General features: G+C 77.4%; 11 protein-coding genes. 1 reads left to right on the top strand and 10 read right to left on the bottom strand.

Annotated elements, in window-relative coordinates; all coding sequences use genetic code 11:
* Positions 1-19 precede the first annotated feature (19 nt).
* Positions 20-3,514: an ATP-dependent helicase gene (locus WJX68_RS05975; protein ID WP_340286820.1), complete on the bottom strand. Its 3,495-nt coding sequence runs from the start codon at positions 3,512-3,514 to the stop codon at positions 20-22.
* Between the two features lie 61 nt (positions 3,515-3,575).
* Between WJX68_RS05975 and WJX68_RS05970 the strand changes: the two genes are divergently transcribed.
* Positions 3,576-3,857, top strand: coding sequence for an MGMT family protein (locus WJX68_RS05970; RefSeq protein WP_340286818.1), 282 nt, complete (start codon positions 3,576-3,578; stop codon positions 3,855-3,857).
* 357 nt (positions 3,858-4,214) lie between these two features.
* Here the strand turns inward: WJX68_RS05970 and WJX68_RS05965 are convergent, their stop codons facing one another.
* From WJX68_RS05965 to WJX68_RS05925, 9 genes are all read right to left on the bottom strand, one after another.
* Positions 4,215-5,018: a putative protein N(5)-glutamine methyltransferase gene (locus WJX68_RS05965; protein ID WP_340286816.1), complete on the bottom strand. Its 804-nt coding sequence runs from the start codon at positions 5,016-5,018 to the stop codon at positions 4,215-4,217.
* Positions 5,019-5,020: 2 nt separating this feature from the next.
* Positions 5,021-5,728 (bottom strand): sirohydrochlorin chelatase, encoded by a 708-nt coding sequence (locus WJX68_RS05960; RefSeq protein ID WP_340286814.1) that lies wholly within the window; start codon positions 5,726-5,728, stop codon positions 5,021-5,023.
* Positions 5,725-6,918, bottom strand: a complete 1,194-nt coding sequence (locus WJX68_RS05955; protein ID WP_340286812.1) for a uroporphyrinogen-III synthase — start codon at positions 6,916-6,918, stop codon at positions 5,725-5,727. Before WJX68_RS05955 ends, WJX68_RS05960 begins: the two co-directional genes overlap by 4 nt.
* Positions 6,919-7,018: 100 nt before the next feature.
* Complete coding sequence (gene nirD / locus WJX68_RS05950; RefSeq protein ID WP_340286810.1) at positions 7,019-7,393, bottom strand: nitrite reductase small subunit NirD; 375 nt, start codon at positions 7,391-7,393, stop codon at positions 7,019-7,021.
* Entirely contained in the window at positions 7,390-9,933 is a 2,544-nt protein-coding gene (gene nirB / locus WJX68_RS05945) for a nitrite reductase large subunit NirB (protein ID WP_340286809.1), read from the bottom strand. Before nirB ends, nirD begins: the two co-directional genes overlap by 4 nt.
* Positions 9,930-11,384, bottom strand: coding sequence for an FAD-dependent oxidoreductase (locus WJX68_RS05940; RefSeq protein WP_340286807.1), 1,455 nt, complete (start codon positions 11,382-11,384; stop codon positions 9,930-9,932). The genes nirB and WJX68_RS05940 overlap by 4 nt, the downstream gene beginning before the upstream one ends.
* A gap of 106 nt (positions 11,385-11,490) precedes the next feature.
* Positions 11,491-11,850: a hypothetical protein gene (locus WJX68_RS05935; protein ID WP_340286805.1), complete on the bottom strand. Its 360-nt coding sequence runs from the start codon at positions 11,848-11,850 to the stop codon at positions 11,491-11,493.
* A 9-nt stretch (positions 11,851-11,859) separates the two neighbouring features.
* The gene (locus WJX68_RS05930; protein ID WP_340286803.1) at positions 11,860-13,989 is read right to left on the bottom strand and encodes a molybdopterin oxidoreductase family protein; all 2,130 of its coding nucleotides are present in this window, start codon (positions 13,987-13,989) and stop codon (positions 11,860-11,862) included.
* Entirely contained in the window at positions 13,986-15,359 is a 1,374-nt protein-coding gene (locus WJX68_RS05925; protein ID WP_340286801.1) for a nitrate/nitrite transporter, read from the bottom strand. Before WJX68_RS05925 ends, WJX68_RS05930 begins: the two co-directional genes overlap by 4 nt.
* Between the last annotated feature and the right edge of the window lie 65 nt (positions 15,360-15,424).

Here is a 15,424-nt window from a genome sequence, read left to right as displayed (position 1 = left end):
CACCGCGGGGCACGGCCGGTCAGCCGTCCACCACGGTCCGTCCCGTCTCGACGGCGGGGCAGCTCGTCCGCACCGGGCAGCGCTCGCAGTCGGGCCCGGCCCGCGCGACGAACACCGCGCCGGCCGAGTCCTCGGCGCACGTCATCAGCACGTCGCGCCAGTGGCCCATCTCCTCCGGGCGCAGCGCGTCCTGCCGCGGCTCCTTCGCCTCGCCGTTCGCCTTCCGGTCGGCGAGGAACAGCAGCCGGGCCCCGCCCGGCTCGATCCCGCCGCCGACCAGCTGGTCGAACGCACCCAGCGAGGCCGCGAGCTGGTACACCGCGAGCTGGTGGTGCTCGGCGGTGGCGCGGGCCGACGTCGCCGTCTTCCCGGTCTTGACGTCGACGACGACCGGGCGGCCGAGGTCGTCGCGTTCGAGCCGGTCGACCCGGCCCCGCAGCCGGACCCGCCGGGCCGCCCGCGCGGCACCCCCGCCCCGGCCCGGGCCCGCGGGCTCACCACCGAGCGTCCCGTCGACCGGCAGCAGCGCGGCCCCCGGTGGCTCGTCGCCCTCGCTCGACCCGATGCCACCGGGCGGCAGGTCCGGCAGGTCACCCTCCAGGTCGAGCTGCACCGGGTGCTCGACGGCGACGAGCTCCAGCCCCTCGGCCCGGCTGCGGCGGACCCAGTCGTCGAACGCGGCCAGCATCTCCCGGACCCGGACGAGCTCGCGGCGCCCGAACCACGGGGCGCCGGAGTCCAGCCGCCGCCACGCCGAACGCAGCGCCTCCTCCAGTTCGGCCGGGTCGGCGCCGGCCGCGCGGGCCTGCACCAGGGCGTGCACGAGCGAGCCGGTGACGGCCGAGAGCGCGCCGGTCTCGTCGCCGCCGTGCCGCGACAGCACCCAGCGCAGCGGGCAGCCCGCGATCGTCTCGACGTCGGACGGGGAGATCGGCACGAGCTCGCCGTCGGCGCGCAGCGGGGCGCCGTCGGACAGCTCGGGTACGCCGTACCAGTCGTCGGGGTGCGCGCCGGGGACGCCGTCCGCGGCCAGCCGCGACAGCTGGGTCGCCGCCCGGAGCCGCCGTGCCGCGCGGGCCGGGTCGCCGTGGTCCGGCGCGGTCACGGCGCGGCGCAGCTCGCCGACGAGCTCGGCCATCACCAGCGACCGCTCGGGCCGGTGCACCGGCCGGGCCTCCGCGGCGTCGGCGGGGCGGGGGTCGAGCTCGTCGAGGAAGCGCGAGGGCTGCTCGTCCTCACCCTGCACCGCGCTGACCAGCAGGGTCGTGCGGGCGCGGGTGCAGGCGACGTAGAACAGGCGCCGCTCCTCGGCGAGCAGCGGCGCGGTCCGCGACACGGCCTCGTCGGGCTCGGCGACCCCCGCGACGAGGTCGACGAGCCGCTCGTGGCCGAGCAGGCTGCCCCGCAGCCGCACGTCCGGCCACAGCCCCTCCTGCACCCCCGGCACGGCGACGACCGTCCACTCGCGGCCGCGGGCGCCGTGCGCGGTGAGCAGCTCCACCGCGCCGGCGCGCGGCGCCTGCGGGGCGAGGGTCTCGCCGGGCAGCTGCTGGTCGGTGAGGTACTCCAGGAACCCGCCGACGTCGGCGCCCGGGAGACGGTCGGTCCAGCGGGCCGCGGCGTCGAACAGGGCGAGCACCGCGTCGAGGTCGCGGTCCGCGGCCGCGCCGCCGGGCCCGCCGCGGGCGCTCGCGTCGCTCCAGCGCTTCGACAGGCCGGTCCGCCGCCAGACCTTCCACAGCGTGTCCTCGACCGGGTCCCCGGCGCCGATCGAGCGAGCGGCGGTGTCGAGCAGGCGGCCGACGTCGCGCATCGGGGCGGCCTCGGCGGGCGACAGCATCGGGAGCGGGTCGGGGCGCCCGGCGACGGCGTCGCGCAGCATCTCCACGAGCAGCGGGTCGCTGCTCGCCGCGGCCGGGTCGACGCCGCCGTCCTCGACGCGCTCGTCGTCGGCGTGGGTGCGCACGTCGTGCCCGGCCGCGGCGTGCATCCGCAGCAGCCCGCGCCGCAGCCGGCGCATGCGCATCGGGTCGCCGCCGCCCAGCGGCGAGGTGAGCAGGGCCGTCGCGAGGTCGGCGTCGATCGTCGAGGGCCGCCACGCCGCCCGCAGCGCCAGCAGCAGCGGGACGACGGCGGGCTGGCGCGGCAGCGGCACCTCGTCCGGCGGTGCCGCGAGCGGGACCCCGGCCGCGGCGAGCGCGCGCCGCAGCGCGGGCAGGGTGCGGCGCGCGGAGCGCGACAGCACGGCCATGTCCGACCACGGCACGCCGTCGACGAGGTGGGCGCGGCGCAGCCGGTCGGCGATCCAGCCCGCCTCGGCCGAGGGCGACCCGAACACGCGGACCTGCACGGCCTCGCCGGCCCCGGCCACGCCGCCCGGACCGGCCGCGCCGCCCGCGCCCGCGGCGCCGTCGGGCGCACGACGGGTCCGGGTGACACCCGCGCCGGGCAGCTTCTCGGCGACCCGCAGCCCGGCCGCGCGGACCCCGGGGGCCTGGCGGTGGTCGACGGTGAGCACCTCGGTCGGCGAGTCGACCGCGGTCAGCCCCTGCGGGTCGGCCCCGCGGAAGGTCAGGACGGCCTGGTCGGGATCGCCCGCGAGCAGTGTCGAGCCCGCGTGCGCGGCCAGGGCCGCGACCAGCTCCATCTGCTGGGGGTCGAGGTCCTGGGCGTCGTCGACGAGCAGATGGCGCACCCGCCGGCGCTCCTGCTCGCGCAGGTCGGGGTCCGCGGCGAGGGTGTCGAGCGCGGCGGCGACGAGCTCGGCGGAGTCCAGCGCCGGGGCGGTGGCCTGCGGCGCGCCCCGCCCGGCCGCGCCCCGCAGCAGGGTGACCTCCTCGTAGGTCCGGAAGAACCGGGCGGCGGCCACCCACTCCGCGCGTCCGTGGGCGCGCCCGAGCTCCGCCAGCTCCTGCGGGCCGAGGCCGCGCTCGGCCGCGCGCAGCAGCAGCTCGCGCAGCTCGGCGGCGAACCCCGGCAGCCCCAGCGCGGGGTCGAGCCGCTCGGGCCAGCCGGACCCGGCGACGGTGCCGCCCCACCCGTCGATCTCACCGGCGAGCAGCTCGCGGACCACGACGTCCTGCTCGGCCGAGGCCAGCAGCCGCGGCGGCGGGTCCTCGAACCGCGCGGCGTGCAGCCGCAGCACGCCGAACGCGTAGGAGTGCACCGTGCGCACCAGCAGCTCCCGCGTGGTGCGCGCGCCGAAATCCCCGGCGAGGTCCCCGCCGCCCGCGGTCAGCAACGCCGTGAGCCGCCCGCGCAGCTCCTCCGCGGCCCGGCGGCTCCCGACGAGCAGCAGCACCGACCCGGGCGGCTCCCCCTCCCGGATCCGGCGGACCACCGCGTCGAGCAGCAGGCTGGTCTTGCCCGTGCCCGGCCCGCCCAGCACCCGCAGCGGGCCGCGGTCGTGCGCGAGCACCCGCGCCGCGGCACCGCTCCACTCCCGGACGGGGGCGGGGCGCGGGTCCGCACGCACCAGGCGCGGCGACGCCTGCTCCGGGGCTGCTCGGGTCATGCCGTCGATTCGACCACGCCCCACCGACGGTTCCGACGTCCGCCCGCGGCAGGATCGCGGTGTGGACGAGGAGACCCTGGAGCGGGTGCGCGAGGTCGTCCGGTCGATCCCGGCCGGGCAGACCCTCAGCTACGGCGAGGTCGCCGAGCTCGCCGGGATCCGCTCGGCCCGCCTCGTCGGCCGGATCCTGTCCGAGGACGGCGCCGACCTGCCGTGGCACCGCGTCACCCGCTCCGACGGTCGCGCCGCCCCGCACATCGCCGCGGAGCAGGCCGCCCGGCTGCGCACCGAGGGGATCATCATGGTCGACGGCCGGCTGCCACCCGAGCACCGCCGCCGCTGACCCGGGACGCCACCGGTCCCCGTCATCGGGCGTCGCGACATCGCGGCCGCGACCGCGGTTCCGCAGCGCCCGATGCCCTCCGCGACGCCTCCTTCCTCCGCCGTCGCGGCGCGACGGGTGCAGGCCCGGCGCTCCCTTTGCTCTGCTCACCCCTGCGCAGCGGCCCCTCCGGACCTCCCGTCGGGTCGCACGTTCCGGCCCTCGCCGGGGCGCGAACGTGCACGTCGACGGGTCGGTCCGGGGCCTGCGGGCGGCGTCGTAGGAGCGGGTCGGGTGGTGTGCTGCGTCGCGGTGAGCAGAGCAAAGCGGGGCGGCCAGAGGGCCGTCCGGGCAGCCCCGTCGCGGCGTCGTCGCAGGTCAGCGGGGTGCCCGGCCCTGTACCCAGGTGGCGGCGCGCTCGTCGTCGGTCCCGACGGCGGCGGTCAGGCCGTGGGCCGCGAACACCTCGGCCAGCACCGGGGCCTGCGCGGTGCCCGTCTCGATCAGCAGGGTCCCGCCGGGGGCGAGCCACTCCCCCGCCCCGGCGGCGACGCGGCGGGCCGGGTCGAGGCCGTCGGGGCCGCCGTCGAGGGCCCGGTGCGGTTCGTGGTCGCGGGCCTCGGGCGGCATCGCGGCGATCGCACCGCTGGGCACGTAGGGCGTGTTCGCGACCAGTAGGTCGACCCGGCCGCGCAGGCGGGCGGGCAACGCGGCGAACAGGTCGCCGGTGTGCACGGTGCCGGTACCCTCGAGGTTCCGTGCGGCACAGGCGGTCGCGACGGGGTCGGCGTCGGCGGCGTGCAGCTCCACCGCGGTCGCCGGACCGGCCGCGGCGCGGCGGGTCACCGCGAGGCCGAGCGCGCCGCAGCCGCAGCACAGGTCGACCACCACCGGCGCGGCGGCCGGGGCGGTCTCCCGGAGCGCGGCGACGGCGGCGTGCACCAGTGCCTCGGAGCGGCGGCGCGGCACGAACACCCCGGGGGCGACGCGCACCGTGAGCCCGTCGAAGCCGACCCACCCCAGGACGTGTTCGAGGGGCTCCCCGGCGACGCGGCGGCGGACCAGCTCCTCGCGGTCCGCACCGTCCGCGGCCGCCGCGCGCAGCAGCGCCGCCTCGTCCTCGGCGAACACGCAGCCCGCGGCGCGCAGCCGGGCCACCAGGTCCGGGTCGGGCGGGCGCACGGTCAGGCGGCGAGCACCGCGGCGGCCCCGGCGGCGTAGCGCTTGAGGACGGCGTCGACCACGTCGTCGTGCACGCCGAGCGGCTCGGCGACGACGTCGGCCCCCGACGCGAGCAGCCGGTTCTGGAACACCCCGGGCGCGAGCAGCCAGGACGCCACCGCGACCCGCCGCTCCCCCGCGTCGTGCAGCCGGGTGACCAGCTCGGTCACCGACGGGCTGCCGGTGGCGGCGAAGCCGACCGGCACCGGACGGCCGACCCGGCGGGCGAGCATCGCGGCGCTCGCGTGCACCTGGGCGACCGCGGACGGGTCCGACGACCCGGCCGCGGCGAGGACCACGGCGTCGCCGTCGCGGTACCCGGCCCCGCGCAGCCGGCCCAGGGCGGCGGCGGCGAGCAGCGGGTCGGGGCCCATCGAGCGGGTCACCCGGAACCGCGCCGGGTCGGCACCGGCCTCGGCGAGCTGGGCGGGCAGGTCGGTGCGCACGTGGTAGCCGGCGGCGAGGAACGCGGGCACGACGACCGCACCGTCGCACCCCTGATCCTGCAACGCGGTCACGGCGTCGACGACCTTCGGGCCGCGCACGTCGACGTAGCAGACCTCGACCCGGAGACCCCGCTCGGCGACGGCCGCGGCGAGCGAGCGGACCACCGCGTCGGCGGCGTCGGACCGCGACCCGTGCGCGACCAGCAGCAGCGGGAGCGCGGTCACCGGGTCACCTCCGGGTCCTCCGCGCAGTGCGCGCCGTGCTCGGGCTCCAGCGCGAGCCGGTAGCCGCGCCGCACCACGGTCTGCACCAGCCCGGGGACGCCCAGCGCGGCGCGCAGCCGGGCGATCGCGTTCTCGACGGCGTGCTCGTCACCGGCCCCGCCGGGCTGCGCCGCGAGCAGCTCCGCGCGGGACACGACCCGCCCGGCCCGCTTCGCGAGCAGCCGCAGCAGCGCCATCGGCGTCGGCGGGAGCGGGCGCAGCACCCCGTCGACGAGGACGGCGTGCCCCCGCAGCTCCAGCTGGTGGCCGTCGACCGGCAGCCGGCGGGCCCGGGCCGGGGCGACCGACTCGCAGGTCCGCACCATCGCGCCGAGCCGCGAGCGCTGGGGCTGGACGGTCGGCACGTCCAGCGCCTCCAGCGGCGCGGCGGTGACCGGGCCGACGCACAGTGCCAGCACCGGGCCGCGCAGCGCCGCGAGCAGGTCCTCGCGCAGCCCCCGCTCCGCGGCACGGGCCAGGATCCCGGCCGCGGCGGGCGCGCTGGTGAACGACAGGACGTCGATCCCGCCGGCCAGCGTGGCGTCGACGAGCCGGTCGAGCGGTCCGAGGTCGAGCGGCGGGGCCCAGCGGTAGACGGGGACGGTCACGACCTCGGCGCCCGCCATCTCCAGGGCGTCGACGACGTCGGGCAGCGGCTCCCCGTGCAGCTGCACCGCGATCCGGCTGCCCTCCACGCCGCGCTCGAGCAGGTGCTCCAGCACCTCCGCGGTGGACTCCGACTCCGGCGACCAGGCGTCGACCAGCCCGGACGCGCGGATCGCGCCGCGGGCCTTCGGGCCGCGGGCGAGCATCTCCGAGCGGCCGAGCGCGGCGAGCAGCTCTTCGCCCAGGCCCCAGCCGTCGGCGGCCTCGATCCAGCCGCGGTAGCCGATGCCGGTCGTCGCCACCGTGATGTCCGGGGGTGCCGCGACGAGCTCGCGGGTGCGCCGTTCCAGGTCGGCGTCGTCGGCGAGGGCGACGATCCGCAGCGCCGGACCGTGCTGGATGCTCGCGCCGCGGCGCTCCAGCATCGTGGCGAGCTCCTCGGCGCGCCGGGCCGCGGTGATCCCCACGGTGAACCCGGCCAGCGGCGGCACCGGCGTCGTGGCGGGTGCGGCGCCGGCGTCTCGGGCGGTGGCGGTTCGGGTCACCGATCCTCCGTTCCTCCGCCGGGTGCCGCGGCCGTGGGCCGGTCGGCACGGGCGGGCGCGTCGCGTGGTGTGGTGGGCGCGGCGCTGCGGACAGGACTTCTCACCGTATCCCGACCTGCACCGCACCGCCCATGTCCCGCACGGCGAACGCGGGCAGGCTCACAGCGTCGTCGTCGAGGCAGCGGCCGTCGCGGAGCGCGAAGACCTGCTTGTGCACCGGCGACGCCACCGTCGGCTCGCCGCCGCGGTCGCCGACGATCCCGCGCGAGACGACGGCGGCGCCGCTGAACGGGTCGATGTTGCCCAGGGCGTGCAGCGAGCCGTCGGCGAGCCGGAACAGCGCCACCTGGGTGTCGCCGACGAGTGCCGCGGCGCCGCGGCCGGGCTGCAGCCGCCGCAGCGCGCAGACGGTGAGCCAGCCTGCGGGCTCGGTCCCGGCCGGGGCGGGCGCGGGCGTGGAGACGGGCGCGGTCATCGCGGGGACACCTCCGGGAGCCCGATCAGGACCGGTTCGTCGGGCCGGCCGGGCGCCGGGACGTTCTGGCCCCGTTCCTCGACGAAGCGCACGGTCGGGTCCGGGGTGCCGGGGGCGTTGACGAAGGACACGAACCGCTCCAGCTTCTGCGGGTCGGCCAGGACGCCGGCCCACTCGTCGGCGTAGGAGTCGACGTGGCGGGCCATCGCGGCGTCGAGGTCGGCGCAGATGCCGAGCGCGTCGTCGACGACCACGGCGCGCAGGTGGTCGAGCCCGCCCTCCATCGCCTCGATCCACGGTGCGGTGCGCTGCAGGCGCTCGGCGGTGCGGACGTAGAACATCAGGAACCGGTCGATCGTGCGCACCAGCGTCGCGGAGTCCACGTCGGACACGAGCAGCTCGGCGTGGCGCGGGGTGGAGCCGCCGTTGCCGCCGACGTAGAGGTTCCAGCCGCGCTCGGTCGCGATCACGCCGAAGTCCTTCGACCGGGCCTCGGCGCACTCGCGCGCGCACCCGGAGACGCCGGACTTCAGCTTGTGCGGGCTGCGCAGCCCCCGGTAGCGCAGCTCCAGCTCGACGGCCATGCCCACCGAGTCCTGCACGCCGTAGCGGCACCAGGTCGTCCCGACGCAGGACTTCACGGTGCGCAGCGACTTGCCGTAGGCGTGGCCGGACTCGAACCCGGCGTCGACCAGGCGCGTCCAGATCGCGGGCAGGTCCTCGACGCGGGCGCCGAACATGTCGATCCGCTGCCCGCCGGTGATCTTGGTGTAGAGGCCGAAGTCGCGGGCGACCTCGCCGATCGCGATCAGCCCTCGGGGCGTGACCTCGCCGCCCGCGATCCGCGGCACCACCGAGTAGGTGCCGTTGCGCTGCAGGTTCGCGAGGAAGTGGTCGTTGGTGTCCTGCAGGGTGGCGCGCTCGCCGTCGAGGACGTGCTCGTTGTGCAGCGTCGCGAGGATCGAGGCGACGACGGGCTTGCAGACGTCGCAGCCGGCACCGCGGCCGTGACGGGCGACCAGGTCGGAGAACGACCGGATGCCGGCCCCGGCGACGATCTCGAACAGCTCCGCGCGGGAGTGGTCGAAGTGCTCGCAGAGCGCCTTCGGCACCTCCACCCCCTGCTGGGCCAGGATCCGTGCGAGCGCCGGGACGCACGAGCCGCAGGTCGTCCCGGCGCGGGTGCAGACCTTGAGCTCCGGCACGGTGTGCGCGCCGCCGTCGATCGCGGCGCACAGCGCGCCCTTGGTGACGGCGTTGCACGAGCAGATCTGCGCGGAGTCCGGCAGCACGGACGCGTCCGGCTCGGCGCCGCCCGCCGAGATCAGGGTGACCGGGTCGTCGGGCAGCCGGCCCCCGACGAGCGGGCGCAGCGCGCCGTAGCGCGAGGCGTCGCCGACCAGGACCCCGCCGAGCAGCGTCGACGCGTCGTCGGACACGACCAGCTTGGAGTAGGTGCCCGCCACCGGGTCGTCGACGACGATCTCCAGCGCGCCCTCGGTGGCCGCGTGCGCGTCGCCGAAGCTCGCGACGTCGACGCCGAGCAGCTTGAGCCGGGTGGACGTGTCCAGCTCGTCGGGGGTCATCCGCGCCCCGCCGCCGAGCAGCCGGTCCGCGACGACCTCGGCCATCGCGTAGCCGGGCGCGACCAGGCCGTAGGTGCGGCCCTGCAGCGCCGCGCACTCGCCGATCGCCCAGACGGCGTCGTCGGTGGTGCGGCAGCGGTCGTCGACCAGCACCCCGCCGCGCTCGCCGACGGGCAGGCCGCAGTCGCGGGCGAGCCGGTCCGAGGCGCGGATGCCGGCGGAGAAGACGACGAGGTCGGCGTCGAGCTCGACGCCGTCGGACAGCGTCGCGAGCAGCCGGCCGCGGTCGGCGGACACCGCGGCCAGCGACACCCCGGTCCGCACGGCGATGCCCTGCGCGGTGACGAGCCGCCCGAGCAGCGCGCCGCCGCCCTCGTCGACCTGCACCGGCATCAGCCGCGGCGCGATCTCGACGACCTGCGGGGACAGCCCGAGCAGGCGCATCGCACGCGCCGCCTCCAGCCCGAGCAGCCCGCCGCCGACGACGACCGCCGAGGGACGGCCCCTGCGGTCCGGGTGCGCCGCGGCGGCCGCGGCCGCCGCGGAGATCGCGTCGAGGTCGTCGAGCGTGCGGTAGACGAAGCAGCCGGGCAGGTCCCTGCCGGGGACCGGCGGGACGAACGGGTGCGAGCCGGTGGCGAGCACCAGCGCGTCGTAGCCCAGCGTGCGGCCGGCCGCGGTGGTGACGCGGCGGGCGTCGCGGTCGACCGTCGCGACGGCGTCCCCGAGGTGGTAGGTGACCAGCGGGTCGTCGCGCAGGTCCCCGTCGTCGAGACGCAGCTCCTCCTCGGACCGGCCGTCCACGTAGGACGACAGCGCGACGCGGTCGTAGGCGCGGCGGGGCTCCTCGCCGAGGACGGTGACCGCCCACTCCCCCGCCGGGTCGCGGTCGCGCAGCGCGGCGACCAGGCGGTGCCCCACCATGCCGTTCCCGACGACCACCAGCTGCCTCATGCTGTCCTCCTTCGTGCCGCGCCGTCCTGCGGCGGGTCGACGTCGGCGAGCCAGTCCCGGATCCCGCGGACGGTGTCGCGGCAGCTCCCGCAGCCGGTCCCCGCGCGGGTGCGGCGCGACAGGGCGTCCTCGGTGCGGGCGCCCTCGCGCCATGCCGCGACCACTTGGTTCCTGGTGACCGTGTTGCACCGGCAGACGACCGCGCCGCCCGGCATCCGGGCCGGGTCGGCGGCCGCGACGGCCTCCCCCGGCAGGGCCCGGCCGAGCAGCAGTGCGAGCCGGTCCTCGGGAGCGGGGGTGCCGGCGTCGTAGAGACCGGTGATCGTGGCGGCGGCGTCGGGCAGGCCCAGGAGCACGGCCCCGACGACGCGGTCCTCCCGCAGCGCGAGCACGCCGTAGCGGCCGCGGCGCGGGTCGGAGACGCGCAGCTCCTCGTCGCCGGCGCCCGGGTCGCCGAGTGCGGCGAGGTCGATGCCGGCCGCCTTGAGCCGGACGACCGGGCGGGTGCCGCGGTAGCGCGCGGCCGGGTCGGTGCCGGTGAGCAGGTCGGCGAGCACCGCGGCCTGCTCCCAGCCGGACTGCACGAGCCCGCCGGGCGCACCGGGGTGCCGGGCGCAGTCGCCGACGGCGTGCACGCGCCCGTCGTCGGTGGCGAGGCGGTCGTCGACGAGGATCCCGCGGTCCACGGCGAGCCCGGCGTCGGCGGCCAGCCCGGAGTTCGCGCCGACCCCGGCGGTGACGACGACCGCGTCCGCGGCGATCCGGGAGCCGTCGTCGCAGTCCAGGCCGGTGGCGGGGTCCCACGCCTTCGCCCCCACCCCGCAGCGGACGTCGACCCCGAGCGCGCGCAGCGCGGCCGCGAGGACGTCGCCCGCACCGGCGTCGAGCAGCCGCTCCATCAGGTGCGTGCGCGGGTGGACGAGGGTGACGGCGACGCCGCGCCCGGCCAGCCCGCGTGCCGCCTCGACCCCGAGCAGACCACCGCCGACGACGGCGATCCGCGCCCCCGGTGCGGCCGCGGCGAGGATGCGCTCGCAGTCGTCGAGGTCGCGGAACAGGCTGACCCCGGGGGCGGGGACGTCCGGGGCGGCCGGGTCGGCGAACCCGTCGACGGACGGGAGCCGGGCCCGGCCACCGGTGGCGAGGACGAGCTCGTCGTAGGGGTGGACGGTGCCGTCGGCGGCGTGCACGACCCGGGCGGCCCGGTCGATCCGCTCGGCGGCGACCCCGGTGTGCAGCGCGACCCCGTCGACGACCGGCAGCGCGACCGCCGCCGGGCTCAGTGACCCGGCCAGCACGGTGGACAGCAGCACCCGGTTGTACGCCGGCCTGGCCTCCGCACCGAGCACGGTGAGCCGCACCCGGGCGCCGTCGGGGTCGCGGCGGCGCACCTCCTCCACGACGCGGGCGCCGACCATGCCGTGCCCGACGACCACCACGCGCCTGCTCATGGCACCGACGGTAGGAACGGGGGGTTACGCCCGGAACGCCCGGGGTTGCACGGGCGTTACGAGGTCCTCATTCTCGCCGGTCGCCGGCCGTGAGCCACGGGTCTGCTCAGCGCTCCAGGACACCGGCGACCCGCGGGGCCCACCGCTCGTGCGCCGACTGGCGGGTGACCCCGGCGGCGCGGCCGATCGTCTCCCAGCTGGTCCCGGTGCGGCGCAGCCCGACCAGCTGCGGCAGCGGGTCGAGGCCCGCGGCCAGCGCGATGCGGAACGCGGCGAGCTGCCAGGCGGCCTCGCGACGGGCCGGCGCGTCGGTGCCCTGCTCGGCGTCCCACTCGGGGGTGCCGGGCAGCGGCGGGACGCCGGCGACGGCGTCGGCGTGGCGGTCGAGCTCGGCGACGGCCGCCGCGGTCACGGCCTGCGCGGCCGCGGCGACGTCGACGGTGAGGGCGTGTTCGATGTCGGACATGCTGTCAGGTTAACCCTGACAACTACGCCCCGCACCCGACTTCTCCGGGACCCGGCCTGCCGCGCGGTCCCCGGTCGCGGCGGGTTCCAGGCGCACCGCGGCGACCTTGAACTCCGGCATCCGGCTGACCGGGTCCAGGGCCGGGTTGGTGACGTTGTTCGCGGCTCCCGCGCCGCCGTAGTGGAACGGCAGGAAGACCGTGTCCTGGCGCAGCGTCGGCACGCAGCGCACCCGGGCGGTCGTCGTCCCGCGGCGGGACACGACGTCGGCGGGGTCGCCGTCGGCCAGGCCCGCCCGGGCGGCGGTGTCCGGGTGCACCTCGACGACCACCTCCGGGGCGACACCGGCCAGCTCGGGGACCCGGCGGGTCTGCGCGCCGGACTGGTAGTGGACCAGCACCCGTCCGGTGGTGACGACCAGCGGGAACTCCCCGTCGACGCGCTCGTCGGGCTCGACGTGGTCGACCGGCAGCATCCGGGCGCGCCCGTCGGGGTGGGCGAAGCGCTCGGTGAACGGGCGCGGGGTGCCGGGGTGGTCGTCGGCGGGGACCGGCCAGTGCAGGGCCTCGCCCGCGTCCAGGCGCTCGTAGGAGACGCCCGCGTAGTCGGCGGGCCCGCCGGCCGAGGCGCGGCGCAGCTCGTCGAACACGGTGCGCGGGTCGGACGGGAACGCCCCCGGCGCGCCGAGCGCGGCGGCCAGGCCGGCGACCACCTCGAGGTCGGTGCGCACCCCGGGCGGCGGCGCCAGTGCGCGGCGCCGGCGCAGCACGCGTCCCTCCAGGTTGGTCATCGTGCCCTCCTCCTCGGCCCACTGGGCCACCGGCAGGAGCACGTCGGCGCGCGCCGCCGTCTCCCCCGGGACCACGTCGGCGACGACGAGCAGGTCCAGCGCGTCGAGCCGCTCGGCGACGGCGCGCGCGTCCGGGGCGGAGACCAGCACGTTCGAGCCGAACACCAGCAGGGCCCGCGGTCCGCCGGGGCGGCCGAGGGCGTCGAGGAGCTCGACGGCGCTGCGGCCGGGGCCCGGCAGCGACTCCGGCGCCACCCCCCACACCGACGCGACGTGCGCGCGGGCGGCCGGGTCGGCGATGTGGCGGTAGCCGGGCAGCTGGTCGGACTTCTGGCCGTGCTCGCGCCCGCCCTGCCCGTTGCCCTGCCCGGTGATCGTCCCGAAGCCGGAGCCGGGGCGCCCGGGCAGGCCCAGCGCGAGCGACAGGTTGATCCAGGCGGCGACGGTGTCGACGCCGTGCGCGTGCTGCTCGGCGCCGCGCGCGGTCAGCACGTAGCGCCGTGTGGAGGCCGCGAGCCACCCGACGACGGTGCGCATGTCCGACGCGGCGACCCCGCAGACCCGCTCCGCGCGCTCGGGCCACCACTGCCCGGCGACGGCCCAGACGTCGTCGAAGCCGGTCGTGCGCTCGTCGAGGTAGGCGAGGTCGAGGTGCCCGCCGGTGACGGCGGCGTGCAGCATCCCCAGCGCGAGCACCAGGTCGGTGCCCGGGCGCGGCGCGAGGTGCAGCCCGCCGGAGGCGAGCGCGCGCTCCGCGGTCGGGGTGCGCCGCGGGTCGACGACGACCAGGCGCGCCCCGGCCAGGTGCGACATCAGCGGCGGCATGGTCTCGGCGACGTTGGCGCCGGCGAGGACGACGACCTCGGCGTCGTCGAGGTCGGTCACCGGGAACGGCAGCCCGCGGTCGAGGCCGAACGCGCGGTTGCCCGCCGCGGCGGCCGAGGACATGCAGAAGCGGCCGTTGTAGTCGATCTGGCTGGTGCCGAGCGCGACGCGGGCGAACTTGCCGAGCAGGTAGGCCTTCTCGTTGGTGAGCCCGCCCGCACCGAAGACGGCGACGGCGTCCGGGCCGTGCTCGGCGCGCAGCGCGGCCAGCCGGGCGGCGACGCCGGACAGCGCGTCGTCCCAGGTCACCGGGCGGAACCCGGTGTCGCGCGAGGGCCGGGCCAGCGGCGTCGTCAGTCGTTGCGGATGGGTGAGCAGAGCGCCGGAGGTCCAGCCCTTCTGGCACATGCCCCCGGCGTTGGTGGGGAACTGCCGGGCGTCGACCTCCCCGGACGGCCCGACCCACTGCCCGCACTGCAGCGCGCAGTACGGGCAGTGGGTGGCGGTCCGGCCGTCCGTGCTCACACCCGGGCCACGGCCGGGGCGCCGGTCGTCCCGGCCGGCGTCGGGACCGGGCGCAGGTAGACCGCCCAGGTGACGCCGATGCACACCACGTAGAAGGCCAGGAAGCTCCAGAACGCCGGGGTGCCCGACTGCACGGTCAGGAACGACTGGCGGAACGCGAGGTTGATGAACAGCCCGCCGAGCGCCCCGACGGCGCCCGCGATGCCGATCACCGCGCCGGACAGCCTGCGGGCGGTGGACAGCGCGCCCGCGCGGTCGGCGCCGTCGGCGATCGCGGCCCGGGCCCGCCCGGTGAAGATCGCCGGGATCATCTTGTAGGTCGAGCCGTTGCCGACGCCGGACAGCGTGAACAGCACGATGAACCCGACCGTGAACAGCGTCAGCGACGCGATCCCCGACGCGAAGATGATCACCAGCGTGGCGACGGCCATCCCGGCGAAGTTCCACAGCGTGACGCGGGCGCCGCCGAAGCGGTCGGCGAGCCGGCCGCCGTAGGGCCGGATGAGCGAGCCGATCAGCGGTCCGATGAACGTGACCGCGGCGGCCTGCAGCGGGGTCCGGTCGAACTGGTTCTGCAGGACCAGGCCGAACGCGAAGGAGTAGCCGATGAACGACCCGAACGTCCCGATGTAGAGGAAGGACATGATCCAGGTCTGCCGGTCGCGGCAGGCCTCGGTGAAGGCGCCGGTGTCGTTGGACATCGCGGCGATGTTGTCCATCCGCCGCCACGCGAGGACCGCCGAGACGACGATGAAGGGCAGGTAGAGGGCGAGCAGCACCCGCGGGGAGCCCGCGCCCAGGGTCGCGATGACCAGCAGGCCCAGCAGCTGCGCGACCGGGACGCCGAGGTTCCCGCCGCCCGCGTTGAGCCCGAGCGCCCAGCCCTTCTCCCGCTCGGGGAAGAACGCGTTGATGTTGGCCATCGACGAGGCGAAGTTGCCGCCGCCGACGCCGGCGACCGCGGCCACCACGAGCAGCGTCGTGTACGACACGCCCGGCTCCACCACGATCATCGCGAGGATGGTCGGGACGATCAGCAGCGACGCCGCGACGATCGTCCAGTTGCGGCCGCCGAAGCGGGCGACGGCGAAGGTGTAGGGCAGCCGCAGGACCGCCCCGACCAGCGTCGGCACCGCGACCAGGAAGAACTTCTGCGCCGCGGTGAAGCCGTACTCCGGGCCCATGAACAGCACCAGGACCGACCAGATCGTCCAGATCGAGAACCCGATGTGCTCGGAGAAGATCGACTGCCACAGGTTGCGGCGGGCGATCGGCCTGCCGGTGCGCTCCCAGAAGCCCTCGTCCTCGGGGTCCCAGTGGTCGATCCAGCGGCCGCCGATACGGCGCCCGGACGTGGGGGTGGTGGTCACGGATCGGTCTCCTGATCGCCGGCGGTGTCGTCGTCGACGACGCTAGGCAGACACCGTTTCCGACG

This window comes from Pseudonocardia spirodelae (assembly GCF_037727765.1).
GTDB lineage: Bacteria > Actinomycetota > Actinomycetes > Mycobacteriales > Pseudonocardiaceae > Pseudonocardia > Pseudonocardia spirodelae.
The sequence above is the reverse complement of the archived record's forward strand: the minus strand, read 5'-3'. Positions and strand labels throughout refer to the sequence as shown.